The sequence below is a fragment of the Streptomyces lasalocidi genome, assembly GCF_005280215.1.
Classification (GTDB): Bacteria; Actinomycetota; Actinomycetes; order Streptomycetales; family Streptomycetaceae; genus Streptomyces; species Streptomyces longwoodensis.
Genome location: NZ_SZNQ01000001.1, coordinates 5922344 through 5942703 on the forward strand (window position 1 = coordinate 5922344; position 20360 = coordinate 5942703).

Annotated in this window: 17 protein-coding genes; 5 read left to right on the forward strand and 12 right to left on the reverse strand. The window is 75.1% G+C overall.

What is annotated here, in order from left to right:
* Positions 1-32: 32 nt before the first annotated feature.
* Entirely contained in the window at positions 33-1055 is a 1023-nt protein-coding gene (locus E4U91_RS26675) for a DUF8189 domain-containing protein (protein WP_137309173.1), read from the forward strand.
* Between the two features lie 78 nt (positions 1056-1133).
* On the opposite strand, the gene E4U91_RS26680 is transcribed toward E4U91_RS26675, so the two are convergent.
* The 5 genes from E4U91_RS26680 to E4U91_RS26705 all read right to left on the reverse strand — a co-directional run bounded on the left by E4U91_RS26680 (position 1134) and on the right by E4U91_RS26705 (position 7886).
* Positions 1134-3263: a 3-hydroxyacyl-CoA dehydrogenase NAD-binding domain-containing protein gene (locus tag E4U91_RS26680; RefSeq protein ID WP_137309174.1), complete on the reverse strand. Its 2130-nt coding sequence runs from the start codon at positions 3261-3263 to the stop codon at positions 1134-1136.
* Positions 3260-4477 (reverse strand): thiolase family protein, encoded by a 1218-nt coding sequence (locus E4U91_RS26685; RefSeq protein WP_137309175.1) that lies wholly within the window; start codon positions 4475-4477, stop codon positions 3260-3262. The genes E4U91_RS26680 and E4U91_RS26685 overlap by 4 nt, the downstream gene beginning before the upstream one ends.
* A 310-nt stretch (positions 4478-4787) precedes the next feature.
* Positions 4788-6077 carry a ribonuclease D gene (locus tag E4U91_RS26690; RefSeq protein ID WP_137309176.1) on the reverse strand — a complete coding sequence of 430 codons (1290 nt, stop codon included), beginning with the start codon at positions 6075-6077 and terminating at the stop codon, positions 4788-4790.
* A 176-nt stretch (positions 6078-6253) separates the two neighbouring features.
* Positions 6254-6916 carry a helix-turn-helix transcriptional regulator gene (locus tag E4U91_RS26700; protein WP_067229335.1) on the reverse strand — a complete coding sequence of 221 codons (663 nt, stop codon included), beginning with the start codon at positions 6914-6916 and terminating at the stop codon, positions 6254-6256.
* Positions 6917-7208: 292 nt separating this feature from the next.
* Complete coding sequence (locus tag E4U91_RS26705; RefSeq protein WP_137309177.1) at positions 7209-7886, reverse strand: DUF3000 domain-containing protein; 678 nt, start codon at positions 7884-7886, stop codon at positions 7209-7211.
* 97 nt (positions 7887-7983) lie between these two features.
* Between E4U91_RS26705 and hemE the strand changes: the two genes are divergently transcribed.
* Positions 7984-9051: a uroporphyrinogen decarboxylase gene (gene hemE / locus E4U91_RS26710; RefSeq protein WP_137309178.1), complete on the forward strand. Its 1068-nt coding sequence runs from the start codon at positions 7984-7986 to the stop codon at positions 9049-9051.
* 21 nt (positions 9052-9072) lie between these two features.
* Here hemE and E4U91_RS26715 read toward each other — a convergent pair whose 3' ends face one another.
* Positions 9073-9897, reverse strand: coding sequence for a rhomboid family intramembrane serine protease (locus E4U91_RS26715; protein WP_137309179.1), 825 nt, complete (start codon positions 9895-9897; stop codon positions 9073-9075).
* A gap of 120 nt (positions 9898-10017) precedes the next feature.
* On the opposite strand from E4U91_RS26715, the gene E4U91_RS26720 reads away from it, so the two are divergent.
* Positions 10018-10287: a hypothetical protein gene (locus tag E4U91_RS26720; RefSeq protein ID WP_067229345.1), complete on the forward strand. Its 270-nt coding sequence runs from the start codon at positions 10018-10020 to the stop codon at positions 10285-10287.
* A gap of 135 nt (positions 10288-10422) precedes the next feature.
* On the opposite strand, the gene E4U91_RS26725 is transcribed toward E4U91_RS26720, so the two are convergent.
* Positions 10423-11823: an FAD-dependent oxidoreductase gene (locus E4U91_RS26725; RefSeq protein WP_137309180.1), complete on the reverse strand. Its 1401-nt coding sequence runs from the start codon at positions 11821-11823 to the stop codon at positions 10423-10425.
* 27 nt (positions 11824-11850) lie between these two features.
* Complete coding sequence (locus tag E4U91_RS26730) at positions 11851-12948, reverse strand: DUF4349 domain-containing protein (RefSeq protein WP_137309181.1); 1098 nt, start codon at positions 12946-12948, stop codon at positions 11851-11853.
* A gap of 181 nt (positions 12949-13129) precedes the next feature.
* Here E4U91_RS26730 and hemG point away from each other — a divergent pair, with 181 nt between their 5' ends.
* Both hemG and hemQ read left to right on the forward strand, forming a co-directional pair.
* A complete protein-coding gene (gene hemG / locus E4U91_RS26735; RefSeq protein WP_137309182.1) occupies positions 13130-14587 on the forward strand; it encodes a protoporphyrinogen oxidase in 1458 nt (485 codons plus the stop codon).
* A gap of 4 nt (positions 14588-14591) precedes the next feature.
* Positions 14592-15323 carry a hydrogen peroxide-dependent heme synthase gene (gene hemQ, locus E4U91_RS26740; protein ID WP_067229357.1) on the forward strand — a complete coding sequence of 244 codons (732 nt, stop codon included), beginning with the start codon at positions 14592-14594 and terminating at the stop codon, positions 15321-15323.
* Between the two features lie 85 nt (positions 15324-15408).
* Here hemQ and E4U91_RS26745 read toward each other — a convergent pair whose 3' ends face one another.
* The 4 genes from E4U91_RS26745 to E4U91_RS26760 all read right to left on the reverse strand — a co-directional run bounded on the left by E4U91_RS26745 (position 15409) and on the right by E4U91_RS26760 (position 20336).
* A complete protein-coding gene (locus E4U91_RS26745) occupies positions 15409-17022 on the reverse strand; it encodes an alpha/beta hydrolase (RefSeq protein ID WP_137309183.1) in 1614 nt (537 codons plus the stop codon).
* 196 nt (positions 17023-17218) lie between these two features.
* Positions 17219-18001, reverse strand: a complete 783-nt coding sequence (locus tag E4U91_RS26750; protein WP_137309184.1) for a TIGR04222 domain-containing membrane protein — start codon at positions 17999-18001, stop codon at positions 17219-17221.
* 121 nt (positions 18002-18122) lie between these two features.
* Positions 18123-19454 carry an MbnB/TglH/ChrH family RiPP precursor modification enzyme gene (locus E4U91_RS26755; protein ID WP_137309185.1) on the reverse strand — a complete coding sequence of 444 codons (1332 nt, stop codon included), beginning with the start codon at positions 19452-19454 and terminating at the stop codon, positions 18123-18125.
* A gap of 165 nt (positions 19455-19619) precedes the next feature.
* Positions 19620-20336, reverse strand: coding sequence for a peptidyl-tRNA hydrolase (locus E4U91_RS26760; protein WP_137309186.1), 717 nt, complete (start codon positions 20334-20336; stop codon positions 19620-19622).
* Positions 20337-20360 lie beyond the last annotated feature (24 nt).

Here is a 20360-nt window from a genome sequence, read left to right on the forward strand (position 1 = left end):
TGCCGTCGCGGCCGCGGTCCTACAGTGAGCGGGTGAACGGCGACTGGCTCGTACGGGGCCGCGACGGACGGCTCGGCGTCTACCTCATCTCCGGCGAGGCCGTGCTGTGCCGCGCGGAGCGCCTGCCGGGCGGTGCCTGGCGGCCGGCCCGCCGGATCGGCGGCGAGCAGCGGCTGCACCCGGTCCTCGCGGTCGGGCAGGGCGTCGACGCGTACGCCCATCTGGTGTCCTGGCGGCCCACCGTGCCCGGTGAGTCGGGCCTGGTGCACTCCACCCACTACCGCCCGCTGCTCGCGCCCCTGGACTGGGTGCCCATCGGCCACCCGAACAAGAAGGGCGACCGCACCGGGGTGCCCGCCGTCGCCGTGGACGCCGAGGGCCGCGCGCACGTCTTCGTGCGCAACGCGGGCACGGGCCTGAGCATGGTCGCGCAGAAGGAGCGCGGCGGCTGGGACCCGTGGCGCGACCTGGAGGGCCCCGGCGTGCAGGGGCCGCCCGTCGCGGTCACAGGGGAGTCGGGGCGGGTGGAGGCGTACGCGGCCACCGACGGCACGCTGCTGCACTGGCGGCAGGCGGAACCGGCCGCACAGCCGGAGCTGGAGCACACCGTCGGGGCGGCGCCCCGCCCGGGCACCCTGCGGGCCCTGGCCACCTCCGCCGACCGCACCACCCTCTTCTTCACCGACGATCCCTCCGGCGAGCTGTGCGCGTGGCGGCCCGGTGGCGCGCCCGTGCCGCTGCTCCCCGCGGCGGGCCCCGGCCGGGTGGCCGCGGTGCGCTGCCTGCTGGACGGCCGGGACAGCACCGTGCTCGCCCAGCGCGCGGCGAGCGGCCGTGTCGCCCTCGCCGCGTACCCCACCGAGGACGAGGGCGGCGGCGCCTCGTGGACCGAGCACGGCCCCGAGCTCTGGCCGGACGCCGAGGTGGCCCTCACCCTCGACCACGCCGACCGGGTGGCCGTCGCCGCCCTGTCGCCCGCCACGGGCCGCCTGCTCGTCGCCCGGGCCGGGGACGACGGGCCGCGGGTCACGCCGGGCCCGTGGCAGGACGCGTGACCTCGGTCCGCCGGGCGCACGCAGAGGGCCCCCGCCGATCGCGGGGGCCCTCGTGTTCTGCCGGTGTGCGGACGGCCGTTACGCCGGGACCGACGCCACGCCCGGGGCCAGGAACCGCTTCCCGGTCACCCGCTCGGAGACGCCCTCACGGTCCAGGTACGGCGTGATGCCGCCCAGGTGGAAGGGCCAGCCGGCGCCCGTGATCAGGCACAGGTCGATGTCCTGGGCCTCGGCCACGACGCCCTCGTCCAGCATGAGGCCGATCTCCTGGGCCACCGCCTCCAGGACGCGGGCGCGCACCTGTTCCTCGGTGAGGACCACGTCGCCCTGCTTCAGCAGCGCGGAGACCTCCGGGTCCAGCTCGGGCCTGCCCGAGTCGTAGACGTAGAAGCCGCGCTTGCCCGCCTCGACGACCGCCTTGAGGTTCGGGGACACCGTGAAGCGGTCCGGGAACGCCCGGTTGAGCGTCTCCGACACGTGCAGGCCGATCGCCGGGCCCACCAGCTCCAGCAGGACCAGCGGCGACATCGGCAGGCCCAGCGGCTCGACGGCCTTCTCGGCGACCTCGACCGGGGTGCCCTCGTCGATGACGTTCTGCACCTCGCCCATGAAGCGGGTCAGGATGCGGTTCACGACGAACGCCGGGGCGTCCTTGACCAGCACCGCGGTCTTCTTCAGCTTCTTGGCGACGGCGAACGCCGTGGCCAGCGAGGCGTCGTCGGTCTGCTCGCCGCGCACGATCTCCAGCAGCGGCAGCACGGCGACCGGGTTGAAGAAGTGGAAGCCCACGACCCGCTCGGGGTGCTGGAGCTTCGACGCCATCTCCGACACCGACAGGGAGGAGGTGTTGGTCGCGAGGACCGCGTGCGCCGGGGCGACCGCCTCGACCTCCGCGAACACCTTCTGCTTGACGCCCATCTCCTCGAAGACGGCCTCGATGATGAAGTCGGCGTCCGCGAAGCCCTCGGCCTTGTCCAGGACACCGGTCACCAGCGCCTTGAGGCGGTTGGCCTTGTCCTGGTTGACGCGGCCCTTGGAGAGCAGCTTGTCGATCTCGGCGTGCACGTAGCCCACGCCCTTGTCGATGCGCTCCTGGTCGATGTCGGTCAGCACGACCGGCACCTCCAGGCGGCGCAGGAAGAGCAGGGCGAGCTGCGAGGCCATCAGACCGGCGCCGACGACGCCGACCTTGGTGACCGGACGCGCGAGGTTCTTGTCCGGGGCGCCCGCGGGGCGCTTGCCGCGCTTCTGCACCAGGTTGAAGGCGTAGATGCCGGCGCGCAGTTCACCGCCCATGATCAGGTCGGCGAGCGCCTGGTCCTCGGCGTCGTAGCCCTTCTGCAGGTCGCCGTCCTTGGCGGCGGCGATGATGTCCAGCGCGCGGTAGGCGGCCGGGGCCGCGCCGTGCACCTTGGAGTCGGCGACGAACCGGCCCTTGGCGACGGCCTGGTCCCAGGCCTCACCGCGGTCGACGGCCGGACGCTCGACGACGATCTCGCCCTTGAGGACGGCCGCCGTCCAGATCAGCGACTGCTCGAGGAAGTCCGCGCCCTCGAACAGGGCGTCGGCGATGCCCAGTTCGTAGACCTGCCGGCCCTTGAGCTGCCGGTTCTGGTTGAGGCTGTTCTCGATGACGACCGTGACGGCCTTCTCGGCGCCGATCAGGTTCGGCAACAGCGTGCAGCCGCCCCAGCCGGGCACCAGGCCGAGGAAGACCTCGGGCAGGGAGAACGCCGGCAGCGCCGCGGACACCGTGCGGTAGGTGCAGTGCAGACCGACCTCGACGCCGCCGCCCATGGCCGCGCCGTTGTAGTACGCGAAGGTCGGCACCGCGAGGCCCGCGAGGCGCTTGAAGACCTCGTGGCCGCCCTTGCCGATGGCCAGCGCGTCCTCGTGCCGCTTCAGCAGCTCGACGCCCTTGAGGTCGGCGCCGACGGCGAAGATGAACGGCTTGCCGGTGACCCCGACGCCGACGATCGTGCCCTCGGCCGCCTCCCGCTCGACCTGGTCGATGGCGGCGTTCAGGTTCGCCAGCGACTGCGGGCCGAAGGTGGTCGGCTTGGTGTGGTCGTGGCCGTTGTCCAGGGTGATCAGGGCGAAGCGGCCCGCACCCAGCGGCAGGTCGAAGTGGCGTACGTGCGCCTGGGTGACGACCTCGTCGGGGAACAGCTCGGCCGCACCCTTCAACAGCTCAGCGGTGGTGCTCACTTGTCCCCCTCGAAGTGCGGGTTCTCCCAGATGACCGTCGCGCCCATGCCGAAGCCGACGCACATGGTGGTCAGGCCGTAACGGACCTGCGGCTGCTCCTCGAACTGGCGGGCCAGCTGCGTCATCAGACGGACGCCGGAGGAGGCGAGCGGGTGGCCGAAGGCGATGGCGCCGCCGTACTGGTTGACGCGCTCGTCGTCGTCGGCGATGCCGTAGTGGTCGAGGAAGGCCAGGACCTGGACGGCGAAGGCCTCGTTGATCTCGAACAGGCCGATGTCGGAGATGGACAGACCCGCCTGGGCGAGCGCCTTCTCGGTGGCCGGGATCGGGCCGTAGCCCATGACCTCCGGCTCCACGCCCGCGAAGGAGTAGGCGACCAGGCGCATCTTGACCGGCAGGCCGTTCTCGCGGGCGAAGTCCTCGCTCGCGATGAGGGAGGCGGTCGCGCCGTCGTTCAGACCGGCCGCGTTGCCCGCGGTGACCCGGCCGTGCACGCGGAACGGCGTCTTGAGGCCGGCCAGGTTCTCCAGCGTGGTGCCCGGGCGCATCGGCTCGTCGGCGGTGACCAGGCCCCAGCCCGTCTCACCGGCCTCCGGGGAGGTGCGGCGCACCGAGATCGGCACCAGGTCGGCCTGGATCTTGCCGTTGGCGTAGGCCTTGGCGGCCTTCTCCTGCGAGCGCACGGCGTACTCGTCGGCGCGCAGCTTGGTGATGTGCGGGTAGCGGTCGTGCAGGTTCTCCGCCGTCATGCCCATGAACAGGGCGGACTCGTCGACCAGCTTCTCGCTCACGAAGCGCGGGTTGGGGTCCACGCCCTCGCCCATCGGGTGGCGGCCCATGTGCTCGACACCGCCCGCGATGGCCACGTCGTACGCGCCGAAGGCGACGGAGCCGGCGACCGTGGTGACGGCCGTCAGGGCGCCCGCGCACATGCGGTCGATGGAGTAGCCGGGCACCGACTGCGGCAGACCGGCCAGGATGCCGGCGGTGCGGCCGATGGTCAGGCCCTGGTCACCGATCTGCGTGGTCGCGGCGATGGCGACCTCGTCGATCTGCTTGGGGTCGAGACCGGGGTTGCGGCGCAGCAGCTCCCGGATCGCCTTCACGACCAGGTCGTCGGCGCGGGTCTCGTGGTAGATGCCCTTCGGGCCCGCCTTGCCGAACGGGGTGCGGACGCCGTCGACGAAGACGACGTCCCTGACGGTACGAGGCACGATGGCTCTCCTCCAGGGTGCGGGGTGGCACTGCTGCGGCGCGCCAGCGCTGAGCGCGCGCTCAGGCCCATGCTACTTGTGGGTAACGTGGCTGCACAGCCCTACCCGGCACAGCGGCGAAGGTCACACCCGGTTCACGCTGTCGGCCCAGCCGCCCGCCCCACGGCCCGTCCGCCGCATCCACGATCTTGGCGCGATCCCGTCGTCGCGCTCGGCCGTCCGGGTGACCCGCCCGGGGCGGGCGGGTCCGGGACGGCTCCTCGCACCCGGTTCAGGCGGCGGCTCCTCGCACTCCCCGCGTGGGACGGTTTCAGGCGGCCTGTGCCGACAGGGCCGTCACCAGGACCGGTGTCACCAGCTCCACCTGCCAGGGCCGCGCGCCGTGGGACACCAGGGCCTCGGCCACCGAGTCGGCGGTCACGCCCTGCGGCGGCTCCCAGCACACCCGGCGCACGGTGTCCGGGGTGATCAGGTTCTCCTGCGGCATGGACAGCTCCTCGGCCAGCGCCGAGACCGCGGTCCGCGCCGCCGACAGCCGGGCCGCCGCGGCCGGGTCCTTGTCCGCCCAGGCCCGCGGCGGCGGGGGCCCGGTCACCGCCTGCCCCTGCTGCGGGAGCTGGGCCTCGGGCAGCGCCTTGGCCCGGTCGACGGACGCCTGCCACTGCTCCAGCTGCCGCCGGCCCATCCGGTGCCCGAAGCCGCTCAGCGCGGCCAGCGCGTGGACGTTCGCCGGGAGCGCGAGGGCCGCCTCGACGATCGCCGCGTCGGACAGCACCTTGCCGGGGGACACGTCGCGCCGCTGCGCGATCCGGTCGCGCGCCTCCCACAGCTCCCGCACGACCGCGAGCTGCCGGCGCCGCCGCACCTTGTGCATGCCGGAGGTGCGCCGCCAGGGGTCCTTGCGGGGCTCGGCCGGCGGGGCGGCGGCGATCGCCGCGAACTCCTGGTGCGCCCACTCCAGCTTGCCCTGCCGGTCCAGCTCCTTCTCCAGCGCGTCGCGCAGGTCGACCAGGAGCTCCACGTCCAGCGCGGCGTAGCGCAGCCAGGGCTCGGGCAGCGGCCGGGTGGACCAGTCGACGGCCGAGTGGCCCTTCTCCAGGACGTAGCCGAGCACGCCTTCGACCATGGCGCCGAGGCCGACCCGCGGGAAACCGGCGAGCCGTCCGGCCAGCTCAGTGTCGAACAGCCGCGTCGGCACCATGCCTATCTCGCGCAGACAGGGCAGGTCCTGGGTGGCGGCGTGCAGCACCCACTCGGTGTCGCGCAGGGCCGCGCCGAGCGCGGAGAGGTCGGGACAGGCCACGGGGTCGATCAGCGCGGTGCCGGCACCCTCGCGGCGCAGCTGCACGAGGTAGGCGCGCTGGCCGTAGCGGTACCCGGAGGCCCGCTCGGCGTCGACGGCGACGGGGCCCGTGCCGGCCGCGAAGGCCGCCACGACCTCGGCCAGGCCCGCCTCGTCGGCGATCACGGGCGGGATGCCCTCGCGAGGTTCCAGCAACGGTGTCGGCGCCCCAGGAGCAGTGGATCCGCCGTCGTCCGGAGGGGCGCCTCCGGTGGTTCGCAGTGAGCTGGCTGCTGCGGTTTCTTGGGCGTCGGTCACCGGTCAAGGGTATCCGTGCGTGACGGGCGCCCGCCGACGGAACGTTCCGTCGACGGGCGCCGGGGGGTCGTATTCCAGTCACTCCGGGCGAAGGTCCGGTGAAGACTGCGGGGCGGGAGGGGCGGGGGAGGCGGAGGAGGCGGCGGTGGGGGAGAGGCTGGCGGGGGCGGCGGCGGTCAGTGGATGATCCCGGTGCGCAGGGCCACGGCGACCATGCCGGCCCGGTCACCGGTGCCCAGCTTGCGGGCGATGCGGGCGAGGTGGCTCTTGACGGTCAGCGCCGACAGGCCCATGGACACGCCGATCGCCTTGTTCGACTGCCCCTCGGCGACCAGGCGGAGCACCTCCACCTCGCGGCCGGACAGCTCGCGGTAGCCGCCCGGGTGGCTCGGGGCACCCGGGGGGCGGCGGTGGAGGCGGGCGGCGGCCGCGCCGATGGGGGCGGCACCGGGCCGGGTGGGGAGCCCGACGTTGGTGCGGGTGCCGGTGACGACGTAGCCCTTGACGCCGCCCGCGAGGGCGTTGCGCACGGCGCCGATGTCGTCGGCGGCGGACAGGGCGAGCCCGTTGGGCCAGCCCGCGGCGCGGGTCTCCGACAGGAGGGTCAGCCCGGAGCCGTCGGGCAGGTGGACGTCGGCGACGCAGATGTCGCGGGGGTTGCCGACGCGCGGACGGGCCTCGGCGATGGACGAGGCTTCGATGACATCGCGCACACCGAGCGCCCACAGGTGGCGGGTGACGGTGGAGCGGACGCGCGGGTCGGCCACGACCACCATGGCGGTGGGCTTGTTCGGGCGGTAGGCGACCAGGCTTGCGGGCTGCTCGAGGAGAACGGACACCAGGCCTCCTGGGGTGCGGGACGGCTTTCAAGGTCACAGACGTCTTCGGCACCAAACCCATGGGCCTTTAGAAAAAGATCACGATTTAGTGAGTAACAATCCGTGCAATTCGGACACGCGGTCGATCGTTCGGTGAACGAATCGGTTCGTTCGAGAGCGTGACCGTGACTGAAAGTGGCCGTATCGACAAAGAGACGGTCAATCAGGGTGCAGGCGGACAGAGAAAAAGCCCGGACCGTGCCGGGCTCGAGGGGCGGTGGCGGGGCGGGGCGGGGGGCGGGGGGCGAAGAGGTCAGCGGGACTGCGGTCCGCGTCGCTGCGGCAGCGTCACCACCGACGCGTCGCCGGGGCCGGCCGGCGGCAGCCCCGCCACCTGGGCCAGCAGGTCGCACCAGGCCGAAAGGTGGGACCCGGTGTCCGGTACCCCGCCGAGGCCCTCCCGGGGCGTCCAGGAGGCGCGGATCTCGATCTGCGACGCGGCCGGGCGTGCGGACAGCCCGCCGAAGTAGTGCGAGCTCGCCCGCGTGACGGTGCCGCTCGGCTCGCCGTACGTCAGCCCGCGCGCCTGCAGCGCGCCCGTCAGCCACGACCAGCACACGTCGGGCAGCAGCGGGTCGACCGCCATCTCCGGCTCCAGCTCGGCCCGGATCAGGGTGACCAGACGGAACGTGCCCCGCCAGGCGTCGTGCCCGGCCGGGTCGTGCAGCAGCACCAGACGGCCGTCGGCCAGGTCCTGCTCGCCGTCGACCACCGTCGCCTCCAGGGCGTACGCGAACGGCGCGAGCCGCTTGGGCGCCGGGGTCGGCTCGACCTCGATCTGCGGGCGCAGCCGCGCGGACCTCAGCGCGTCGACGGCGGCCCGGAAGGGCGGCGGAGTCGGCGGAGTCGTCCTGGTCCCATCCCGGTCCCCCTCGTTCACGTCGTCCCTTCCGTCAGCGCCGTCCGACAGTGGATCCCGATCCGCAGCCATGCGGGGAAGATTAAGGGGAACGGGGGCCGCGCGCAGGGCAAGACACCCGTGTGGGGCGCGGCCACGTCGGCTTCTCGGCCATGGGAGACTTGCCGTCGTGAGTGCCAACGCCAGCCCGACGGGCATGCAGCCGACCGCGACGTACGACAGCCCCTTCCTGAAGGCGTGCCGGCGTGAGCCCGTGCCGCACACCCCGGTGTGGTTCATGCGCCAGGCGGGGCGCTCGCTGCCGGAGTACCGCAAGGTCCGCGAGGGCATCCCCATGCTCGAGTCCTGCACGCGGCCGGAGCTGGTCACCGAGATCACGCTGCAGCCCGTGCGCCGGCACGGCGTCGACGCGGCGATCTACTACAGCGACATCGTCGTCCCCCTCAAGGCCATCGGCCTCGACCTGGACATCAAGCCCGGGGTCGGCCCGGTCGTCGCCGAGCCGGTCCGCACCCGCGCCGACCTGGCCCGGCTGCGCGACCTGACCCCCGAGGACGTCTCCTACGTCACCGAGGCGATCGGCCTGCTCACCCGCGAGCTCGGGGCCACCCCGCTCATCGGGTTCGCCGGCGCGCCGTTCACCCTCGCGAGCTACCTGGTCGAGGGCGGCCCGTCCCGCACGTACGAGAACGCCAAGGCGATGATGTACGGCGACCCGGAGCTGTGGGCCGACCTGCTGGACCGCCTCGCCGACATCACGGCCGCGTTCCTGAAGGTGCAGATCGAGGCCGGCGCCTCCGCGGTCCAGCTGTTCGACTCCTGGGCCGGCGCGCTCGCCCCGGCCGACTACCGCCGCTCGGTGATGTCCGCCTCCGCCAAGGTCTTCGACGCCGTCGCCGGCTACGGCGTGCCGCGCATCCACTTCGGCGTCGGCACCGGTGAGCTGCTCGGGCTGATGGGCGAGGCCGGCGCGGACGTCGTCGGCGTCGACTGGCGCGTCCCGCTCGACGAGGCCGCCCGCCGGGTCGGCCCCGGCAAGGCGCTGCAGGGCAACCTCGACCCGACGGTCCTCTTCTCCACCCCGCAGGCCGTCGAGGCCAAGGTCCGCGAGGTCCTCGACGCGGCGGCCGGGCTGGAGGGCCACGTCTTCAACCTCGGTCACGGCGTGATGCCGACCACCGACCCGGACGCCCTCACCCGCCTCACGGAGTACGTCCACACCCGGACCGCGCGCTAGCCGCTCCTGCCCGCCGGGGCCTCACCACGAGTGCCGGGGCCGGGCGCGCCGGCCGAAGAGCAGGCCGCCCGGCTCCGGCGGCGGGGGCGTGCCCGGCTTGAGGGGCCAGGCGAGCAGCATGCCCGCGAGGAAGCCGACGACGTGCGCCGCGTACGCCACGGTGCCCGCGTCGGAGACGCCCTCGCCGGAGGAGTACACGGCCTGGAGCACGAACCAGAAGCCGAGGACCAGCCACGCGGGCAGCCGCAGCGGCAGGAACACCAGGAACGGCACCAGGACCCACACCCTGGCCTTCGGGTACAGCACCAGGTAGGCGCCCAGCACGCCCGCGATCGCCCCGGAGGCGCCGATCAGCGGCGCGGCGGAGTCGGCGTTGAAGAGGGCGAAGCCGTACGCGGCCGCGTAGCCGCAGACCACGTAGAACAGCGCGAAGCGGACGTGGCCCATGCGGTCCTCGATGTTGTTCCCGAAGATCAGCAGGAACAGCATGTTGCCCAGCAGGTGCAGCCAGCCGCCGTGCAGGAACATCGCGGTGAAGACGCTGGCCACCGGTGACTTGTCGTAGCCGGGCGGCGCGACGACGCACCCGGCGCCGTGCGCCCCCGTGCCCACCTCGCCGTTGGGGACCAACTGCGGCATCCGGTGGTGGATCAGCTCCCGCGGCACGGCCGCGTAGTGCTCCAGGAACGCGTGCAGGTGGCAGCTCTGCGCGAGGCTGCTGTCGCCCGCCACGGAACCCGACAGGCCGGGCATGAACAGGAAGACGAACACGTTCGCGGCGATCAGCGCGTACGTCACCCAGGGGGTGCGGCGCACCGGGTTAACGTCATGGACGGGGATGACCACAGGGGAGTACTGCCCGCGATCCGTTCTGCGAACCGGTGAACGGGGCCCTTCGTGCGCGCGTATGACTCGGCAACCGCCCGCGGCGAAGGCGGACCGCGGGGACGACGTGAGGAACAGGCGATGAACGACCGAGTGACTCCCGCGGTGCACGCCCTGCCCGACGGCGAGGCGGAGATCTCCCTCGTGGTGCGGCTCCCCTGGGAGGACGTGGCCCGGCTGGGCCAGGAGGCGGGGCGGCTCGCCGCGCAGACACAGCGGCCGGTGACGCTGGACGAGGCCGTCAGCCACCGGCTGCGCTCCCGCCCGGCCGCCGCCGCCCACGCCAAGCCGGCCGAGCAGTCGGCGACGGCCGCGGTGTCGGCCCTGCCGCGGATCACGGGGACGGGCTGAGGCGGGCGGGGGCGGACGCGCCGGGCGACGGACGCGCGAGGGCCGTCCGCGGGACGGCGGGTGCGGGGCGCGTGAGCGGGCGGTGGCGCGCACGAGTGCGACACCGGGCGGCGGCGGGCGCCGCCCGGGCGGACGTCAGAAGCCCCGCACCTTCGTCGCGGCCTTCCGCGCCGCCACCAGCACCGGGTCCCACACCGGGCTGAACGGCGGGGCGTAGCCCAGGTCCAGGGCGGTCATCTGCTCCACCGTCATGCCCGCCGTCAGGGCCACCGCCGCGACGTCGACCCGCTTCGCCGCGCCCTCCCGGCCGACGATCTGCACGCCCAGCAGCCGGCCCGTGCGGCGCTCGGCGAGCATCTTGACGGTCATCGGGGAGGCGCCGGGGTAGTAGCCGGCGCGGCTGGTGGACTCGATGATGACCGCCTCGTACCGCAGGCCGACGCGGCGGGCGTCCTTCTCGCGCAGTCCCGTGCGGGCGATCTCCAGGTCGCACACCTTGCTGACGGCCGTGCCGACCACGCCGGGGAAGGTGGCGTAGCCGCCGCCGACGTTGGTGCCGATGACCTGGCCGTGCTTGTTGGCGTGGGTGCCGAGGGCGATGTGCCGCTGCTGGCCGGAGACCAGGTCGAGGACCTCCACGCAGTCGCCGCCTGCCCAGATGTCGTCGTGGCCGCGCACCCGCATCGCCCGGTCGGTGAGCAGGCCGCCGTGCGCGCCGAGGGGCAGCCCGGCGGCCCGGGCGAGCGCGGTGTCGGGGCGCACGCCGATACCGAGCACCACGACGTCCGCCGGGTACTCGGCGTCCTCGGTGGCCACCGCCCGCACCCACCCGTCGTCGCCGGTGAGGACCTTGGTGACCGTGGCGTCGTTCACCATGGTGATGCCGAGGCCCTCCATGGCCGCGTGCACCAGGCGGCCCATGTCCGGGTCGAGCGTCGACATCGGCTCGCTGCCGCGGTTGAGGACGGTCACCTCGTACCCGCGGTTGATGAGCGCCTCGGCCATCTCCACCCCGATGTACCCGGCGCCCACCACGACCGCCCGGCGTCCCCGCGCGCGGGAGAGCGTGTCCAGCAGGGCCTGGCCGTCGTCGAGGGTCTGCACCCCGTGCACGCCCTGTGCGTCGATCCCCGGCAGCTCCGGGCGCACCGGCCGCGCCCCGGTCGCCAGGACCAGCCGGTCGTACGACGTCCAGGACTCGGCCCCCGAGTCGACGTCCCGCGCGCGGACCCGCTTCCCGGCCACGTCGAGCTCGGTGACCTCGGTGCGCAGGCGCAGGTCGATGCCCCGCTCGCGGTGCTCCTCGGGGGTGCGCGCGATCAGCTGGTCCCGCTCGGCCACGTCACCGCCCACCCAGTAGGGGATGCCGCACGCCGAGAACGACGTGAAGTGGCCGCGCTCGAAGGCCACGATCTCCAGCGCGTCGGGATCCTTCAGCCGCCGGGCCTGGGACGCGGCCGACATGCCCGCCGCGTCCCCGCCCACCACGACCAGCCGCTCCCGCCCGGGACGTGCACCGCCATCGCTCATGCTCATGCGAACACGCTAAGCGGGCGCGGCATTTCAGTCCCGGCCGCCCTCCTGTTCCGGGCCGCCGCCCTCCTGTTCCGGGCCGCCGGGACGGGCCGCCACGGTCGCCTCGGGCCGCGCGGGCGGAGCGGGCGGGGGCGTCGTACGGGGACCGCGGGCGACCCGCCGGGCGCGCAGCACGCGCCGTGCCACCAGCCCCACGACCAGGGCCAGGGCCGCGAACGGCAGGACCGCGGCGACGGCCGTCACCAGCCACCGCAGCATCGTCACGAACGCGCCCCAGCCGCCCGCCAGGGCGTCCACGAGGCCGGGCCCGTCGTCCCGGTCCGCCCGCGCGTCCGGCTGCTCGGTCAGGGTCAGGGTCAAGGTGGCCAGGTCGGTGCGGTCCTTCAGGGCGGCCTGGCGGGCGAGCAGCGACTCCAGCTCGGTCTCCCGGGTGTTCAGCTCGCCCTCCAGCAGCAGCACGTCGCTGAGCTTGGTGGCCCGTGCCATCAGCTCGCGCACGCGCGCGATGCCGGCCCGCTGCGACGCCACCCGGCTGTCGACGTCGACGACCTGGTCGGTGACGTCCTGCGCCTTCGCGGTGCGCTCCAGCAGGGTGCCGGTGCCCTGGAGCGCGGTGAGGACCGCCTCGTAGCGCCCGACCGGCACGCGCAGCACCACGCGCGTGTGCTCGACGCCGTCCTCGTCGCGCGTGGTGGTCTCGTCGCCGACGTAGCCGCCGGCGCCCTCGGTCGCGGTGCGGGCCCGGTCGAGGGCCCGGGGCACGTCCGCGACCCGGACGGTCAGGGATGCGGTGCGGATGATCCGGTCGCCGGGGAGCGGGGGCGCGGTGGCCCGAGCGCCCGCCGCCGTGCCACCGCCCGCCCCCGCACCGCTGCCGGCGGCCTTGCCGTCGGCGTCCTCGTCCTGTCCGGCCTGGTACTCGCCGGCCGGGGCCCGGCCGACGGCCGCCTTGTCGGCGGAGCCGCTGGAGGCGCCGGAGTCGCCGGCGCCGCCGCAGCCGGCCAGGGCGACGGAGGCGGCGAGCAGCAGACCGGCGAGGACCCGGACCGGCCGCCGGGCCGGACGCGGTGCGGTGCCTCCTGCCGGGTGTCGTGCGGAGTCTCGTGCGGAACGTCGTGTGCGCATGCGGGTGTGCCCCCGAGGTCTCGTGGAGTCGTGACGACTGACGCTCCTTCGACGCGGCAGGGCGCCGGGACGTTGGCGGTGCCGGGTCCCGAAGAGGTCCCGAACAGGTCACGGTGCGGACCCGGCGGGGGACCGGACGGGGCCGCGCGGGACTGTCGGTGGCGTCTGAGAAGGTGGAGCCATGAGCGCAGCGCGTACGGGAACAGGGCAGCGGGTCGTGGTCGTCGGGGGCGGCATCGCCGGGCTCGCCGCCGCCCACCGGCTGCTGGACCGCGGGGCCCGGGTGACCGTCCTGGAGGCCGGGACCCGGCTCGGCGGCAAGCTGGTGGCGGACCGGATCGAGGGCGTCCGCGTCGACCTCGGCGCCGAGTCGATGCTGGCCCGCCGCCCCGAGGCGGTCGGCCTTGCGCGCGAGGTGGGCCTCGCCGACCGGCTCCAGCCGCCCGCCACATCGACCGCCGCGATCTGGACCCGCGGCGCCCTGCGCCCCATGCCCAAGGGTCACGTCATGGGCGTCCCCGGCACCGCCGACGCCCTCGCGGGCGTGCTGTCGGACGAGGGCCTGGCCCGCATCGCGCGCGAGGCGGACCTGCCGCCCACCGAGGTCGGTGACGACGTGGCCGTCGGGGAGTACGTGGCGGCGCGCCTCGGCCGCGAGGTCGTCGACCGCCTCGTCGAGCCGCTGCTCGGCGGGGTGTACGCCGGTGACGCCTACCGCCTCTCGATGCGCTCCGCGGTCCCGCAGCTCTTCCGGGCCGCCCGCGCCCACCCCTCGCTCACCGAAGCCGTGCGGGCGGTCCAGGGACAGACCGCCGCGGCCGCGCAGTCCGGGCCGGTGTTCCTGGGCCTCGAGGGCGGCATCGGCACCCTGCCGCTCGCGGTCGCCGCATCCGTCACCGCGCGCGGCGGCGAGATCCTCACCGGGCGGGCCGCGACCGGCCTGCGCCGGGACGCCGAGGGGGGCTGGCGGGTCACCGCCGGGGACCTGGTGCTGCCCGCCGACGCCGTGGTCGTCGCCGTCCCCGCGCCCGCCGCCGCCGGCCTGCTGGCTGCCGAGTGCCCCGGGGCGGCCGCCGAGCTGCGCGCCGTCGAGTACGCCTCCATGGCCCTGGTCACCCTCGCCTACCGCCGCGCGGACGTGTCCCTCCCGCAGGGCAGCGGGTTCCTCGTGCCGCCCGTGGACGGCCGCACCATCAAGGCGTCGACGTTCTCCGCGCAGAAGTGGGCCTGGAGCGCGCGGGAGGACCCGGAGCTGTTCGTCCTGCGCACCTCCGTGGGGCGCTACGGCGAGACGGAGGTCCTCGGGCGCGACGACGCCGACCTGGTCGAGGTCTCGCGCCACGACCTGCGCGAGGCGACCGGTCTGACCGCCGCTCCGGTCGCCGGGCTCGTCACCCGGTGGACCGACGGCCTGCCCCAGTACCCCGTGGGCCACCACGCGCGCGTGGCCCGCATCCGCGAGCACGTCGCCGGGCTGCCCGGCCTCGCCGTGTGCGGCGCGCAGTACGACGGCGTCGGCATCCCGGCCTGCGTCGCGAGCGCGTACGCGGCCGTGGACCAGCTGGCCGGGGACCCGCGCGGTGTGCAGCGGCTCACCGCCGACCCGGTGCAGAGCCTGCACGGCGGAGCGGGAGAATGAGGGCATGAGTGACGACGCCCCCACCACCGAGCCCGGCAGGATCCCGAACAAGGGCAAGCTGGCCAAGGACCTCAACGAGGTCATCCGCTACACGCTCTGGTCGGTCTTCAGGCTGAAGGACGTGCTCCCCGAGGACCGCTCCGGCTACGCCGACGAGGTGCAGGAGCTCTTCGACCAGCTCGCCGCCAAGGACGTCACGGTCCGCGGCACCTACGACGTCTCCGGCCTGCGCGCCGACGCCGACCTGATGATCTGGTGGCACGCGGAGACCAGCGATCAGCTGCAGGAGGCGTACAACCTCTTCCGCCGCACCCGGCTCGGCCGCGCCCTCGAACCCGTCTGGTCGAACATGGCGCTGCACCGCCCGGCGGAGTTCAACCGCTCGCACATCCCGGCGTTCCTCGCCGACGAGACGCCGCGCGACTACGTCAGCGTCTACCCCTTCGTGCGCTCCTACGACTGGTACCTGCTGCCCGACGAGGACCGCCGCCGCATGCTCGCCGACCACGGCAAGATGGCCCGCGGCTACCCCGACGTGCGCGCCAACACGGTCGCCTCGTTCTCGCTCGGCGACTACGAGTGGATCCTCGCCTTCGAGGCCGACGAGCTGTACCGCATCGTCGACCTGATGCGTCACCTGCGCGCCTCGGAGGCCCGCCGCCACGTGCGCGAGGAGGTGCCGTTCTACACCGGCCGCCGCAAGTCGGTGGCGGACCTGGTGGCCGGCCTGGCCTGAGCGGCCGCGCCCGGGGCGGACCGGCCCGAGCGGGGCACGGAACAGGTACGGGGGAGCACCGGGACGTGTCCGGTGCTCCCCCGCCTCACTTCGCCGGGGCGCGCGGTTCCGGCTCCGCGCGCCCGGCGCAGGCGGCCCGCCGCACGGGCAGCCGCCCTTCCAGGAGGTATGCCTCCAGGTGCCCGTCGACGCACCGGTTGGGCCCGCCGGCGATGCCGTGGGTTCCGGCGTCCCGCTCGGTCACCAGCACCGAGCCCGCCAGCCGCCGGTGCATCTCCAGCGCCCCCTCGTAGGGCGCGGCGGCGTCCCGTTCGGCGGCCAGGATCAGCGTCGGCGGCAGCTCGCCCGGTGCGGTCCGCACGTCCAGCGGCCGCTGCCGGGGCGCCGGCCAGTAGGCGCAGGGCAGGTTCGCCCACACGTTGTCCCACGTCTCGAAGGGCGCCACGCGCGCGAGCCGGGTGTTGTCGCGGTCCCACAGCCGCCAGTCGGTCGGCCAGGGCGCGTCGTTGCACTCCACGGCCGTGTAGACGGCGCGGCCGTTCTCCGCCTCGGCGGCCGCCTGCCCCACCGGCCCGGCCTGCGCGACGAGCTGTTCCGGCCGGCCCCTGAGGTACTCCGACAGCGCCTCGGCGCGGTGCGGCCAGTAGTCGTCGTAGTACGTGGCCTGGAGGAACGCGCCCTGGAGCTGGGCCGGTCCGACGGTGCCGCCCGCCGGTTCGGCGGCCAGCCGGTCGCGGGCGCGCTCGTAGCTGCGCTGCACCTCCTCCGGGGTGCCGCCGAGGCCGTACACGTCGTCGTGCCGGGCCACCCAGTCGCGGAAGTCCGCCCAGCGCGCCTCGAACGCCGCCGACTGGGCCAGGTTGTCGCGGTACCAGACGTGCTCCGGGTCCGGGTCCACCGGCGCGTCGAACACCATCCGCCGCACGTGCGAGGGGAACAGCGTCGCGTACAGCGCGCCGAAGTAGGTGCCGTAGGAGGCGCCCATGAAGGTCAGCCGGTCCTCGCCCAGCGCGGCGCGCAGCACGTCCAGGTCGCGGGCGTTGTTCAGGGAGTGGTAGTGCCGCAGGGCGTCGCCGGAGCGCTCGGCGCAGCCCCGCGCGTACGCCTTCGCCCGCGTGATGCGCTCGCGCTTGTACGCCTCGGACGGGTGGGTCGGCGCCGGCGCCGGGCCCTTGAAGAAGTGCCCGGGGTCCTCGCAGGACAGCGGGGCAGAACGGCCCACGCCGCGCGCGTCGTAGCCGACCAGGTCGTAGGCGGCGCCCAGGCGCTTCCACTCGGGCAGCAGGCCGATCAGCGGGAAGTACAGCCCCGAGCCGCCGGGCCCGCCCGGGTTGAAGACCAGCGCGCCCTGCCGGGGGACGGGCCGCTCACCGGCCCGTGAGTCCTTGCCGGTGGCCTCGACGCGGCTGACGGTGAGCTCGATCTGCCGGCCGTCGGGGTGGGCGTAGTCCAGCGGCACGGTGACGGTGCCGCACCGGATGCCGGCGGGCAGGTCCTCGGCGTCGGGGCAGGCGCCGAAGTCGATGCCGGTGGCGGCGGCGCGGGCGGCCGCGACCGCGGTGCCGTGCCGTTCGGCGATGCCGGTGGCTGCGGGGGAGCCGGGGGAGCCGGGGATGGCGGGGGTGCCGGCCGCCGGGACGGCGGTGAGCATGGACAGGAGCAGGGCTCCGGCGGCCGTGTGGAGGGCGGCAGCTCGCATCGCGGGTCCCTTCGGTGCGCGGCGGCGACAGAAGGGATGGTTGGTGCGGGGGTGGGGCGAGGCAAGCACCGCCGGCGGGTGTCGGCGCCGATGCCCCCGTACGCCCCCCGCGCACGCCGCGCGTCGGTCACGCACCCACGCCGCGCGTCGGTCGCGCGCTTCGCGCCGCGCGTCAGTCCCGCTCGTACGCCGCGCGTCAGTCCCGCTCGTACGCCTCGCGGTGTGCGAACGCCGCCCGCAGCTCCGGCCCGCCGACCGCGCGGACGCCCCGGACGGCCACCGAGGTCAGGTAGGAGTGGTCGTCGCCCTCGCCGCGGCGCCGGGCCAGCGCGCCGAGCAGCCGCTGCCCGGCCGGGGAGGCCCAGGGGGCGTACGGGCCCGCCTCGCCGCGCGCGATGACCAGGCAGCCCAGCGTGAGGGCGAGCGGCAGCGCGAACCACAGGGCGACCAGCGAGCGGGGCGGCTCGGAGCCGCCCGGCGCCAGCAGCGCCGCCGCGCCCAGCACGAGCACGGCGACGGCGGCGGCCCGCACCTGGCGCACGCCCGCCGCGACGTTCGTCCGCGCCCCGGCGGGCACCGCGAGCCCCGCGCCGACCAGCCGGTCGGCGAGGCCGCGCACGGCGTCGGCGGCCGCCGCGGCGGCGCGCACGGGCGCGATGCGGGACTGGCCCCCGGGGCCGATGGCGCCTATGACGGACCGCTCCATCTCGTCCCGGCCGCGCGGGTCCACGACGGTGGCCCAGCCGGTGTGGGCGAGCAGCAGCCGGCGCTGCCGCGCCATCGCCACCATGGTCAGGTCGGCGACCCGGGCCGGACCGCCGGACAGGAAGGCGGCCTCGTAGAGCGTCAGATCGTGGGCGCGGCCCGCGCCCGCGTCGCGCCGGTCGAGCGCGGCGGCGCGCACGGCGGCCAGGCACAGCCGGGCGCACGCCGCACCCGCGACGGCCCAGGCGAGCACCAGCAGGAGAACCCGGAACATGCGGTGTTTCTATGCCAGGAACACCCCGCGTGACCATGCCCTGTTCGCCATGCGGACACGGTGTGGCGGCGGTGTGACGTCCCGGCGGGGTGCGCGGTCCGGCGCAGGGGGCGCCGCGCCGCTAACGGCGCATCAGCACCCGCCCCATGCGGGCCACGCGCGTCACCCGCGACCGCCGCCGGGGGGCCGGACCCGACCGGTCCAGCCACCACTCCCGCAACTCCCGCTTGGCGCGCCCCTCCGCCAGGCCCCCGCTCAGCAGGGCCCACTCCGCGAAGTCCAGCGCGTCCTGGCGGTAGCCGCCCCGCATCGGACGGCTCTGCGCGTACGACAGGAACGCCGGCCGGTACGCCGTTCCCAGCACCGCCGGGAGCTCCGGCGCCACCTTCGCCACCACCCCCGCCCGCTTGGCCGCCAGCGCCCGTGCCTGGATCCCGAGCCGCGTCCGGTCGAATCCCTCCGGCACCGGCGTCCCCGCCACCAGCGCGGACAGCAGCGCGGTCTGCGCGAGCGCCACCCGCTCCCGGACCCGCTCCCCGGCCTCGTCGTCGGCGCCGGGCGCCTCGGGTGCCGACTCGACGACCGCCCCGCGTACCCCTTCGGCCACCGGCTGCGCACCCCGCGTCCGCGACCCGGCCCGCACGGCCTCCCCGATCGCCGTCAACTCCCGCTCCAGCTCGCCCGCTCCGGGGAAGTCCTCGTCCCGCTCCAGGAGCACCCCGGGCGGTGCCACGCGGGAGGCGAGGTCGGTCAGGATGTCGAGGACCGGGCGCGGCACCGGGTGGGCGTGGCTGTCGTGCCAGACGCCGTCCTTCTCGACCCCGCCCGCGACGTGGACGTACGCGATGGCCTCCACCGGCAGCTCGGCGAGCGCCTTGGCCGGGTCCTCGCCGCGGTTGACGTGGTTGGTGTGCAGGTTCGCGACGTCGATCAGCAGCCGTACGCCGGTGCGCTCGACCAGCTCGTACAGGAACTGGCCCTCCGTCATCTCCTCGCCGGGCCAGGAGATCAGCGCGGCGATGTTCTCCACGGCGAGCGGCACGGGCAGGGCCCGCTGGGCGATGCGGACGTTCGCGCAGAGGACGTCGAGGGCGTCGCGGGTGCGCGGCACCGGCAGCAGGTGACCGGCCTCCAGCGGCGCGGACGCGGTGAGCGGGCCGCCCGCCCGGACGAACGCGATGTGCTCGGTGACCAGCGGGGCGCCCAGCGCCTCGGCCCGCTCGGCGAGCGCGGTCAGTCTCCCCTCGTCGGGCCGCTCGGCGCCGCCCAGGCCGAGCGAGACGCCGTGCGGCACGACCGTGACCCCGCGCTCGCGCAGCCGCACCAGCGACTCGGGCAGGTGGCCCGGGCAGAGGTTCTCCGCGACCACCTCGACCCAGTCGACGCCGGGCATCCGCTCCACCGCGTCCGCGATCTCCGGCCGCCAGCCGATGCCGGTCCCCAGTCGCACCATGGTCCCCTCCTCCTGCCCTGCCCCCTCCGTGGTGAACGGGGTATGGCCCCGGCGCGCGGCGGCGAACCGCCCCGCGGGCACCTTCAGAGGAACATTTGAGGTTGGCGCCGCACCCGGGCTCTCGCCCGGGGGACCGGACCGCTCGCCTCCGGCGGACCGGTGCGTTCAGCGCAGGGCCGGGTGGTCCGCCACCACCGTGCAGGAGCCCGGCGCGATCTCCGTGAAGCCGGCGTCCCTGACCAGCGGCAGTCCGCTCCCGGTCAGCTCCTGCCAGCGGTCGGGGGCGGCGGTGCGCACGGCGAGCGGGAAGCCGGCCTCGCGCCAGGCCGTGCGCTCCCGCCCGGACAGTTCCCACCAGGCGAGTTGGGCCCCGTGCCCGGCCTGGGCCATCGCCTTGCCCGCGGACATCTCCAGGCCGGGGTTGAGCCACAGCACCGGGACCCCGGGGTCCGCCGGCTCCGGCGCCTCGGGGTCGTCGAGGTCGGTCCCGGACACCTGGAGCCTGGCCAGGTCCTTCGGCCAGCCGTCCAGCGGCACCGGCGGGAACACCCGCACCTCGGCCGACTTCCCCGTCACGGTGATCCCGGGCAGCGCCCCGGCCCGCCGCCACTCGGCGCCCCGGGCCCGCCGGACGACCTTGCGGATCCGGGCGTCCTGCCAGTCGCGCACCGCCTCGGCCCACTCGCCGTCCCCGGAGGAGCGCGCGTCACCCAGGATCACCAGGACGGCCCGTGCGGCGGTCTCCAGGGCGTCGGTGCGGGCGGGCGGTGCCGCCTTCTCGATCCGTACGACCATCGGCAGCACGAACTGCGGGGCGCGGTCACGCTCCTCGGCGGCGTGGCGGAACGGGCTGTCGGCGGGGGACTGATAGGCATCGCTCACACCGCCCCACCCTAGACGCGGGGC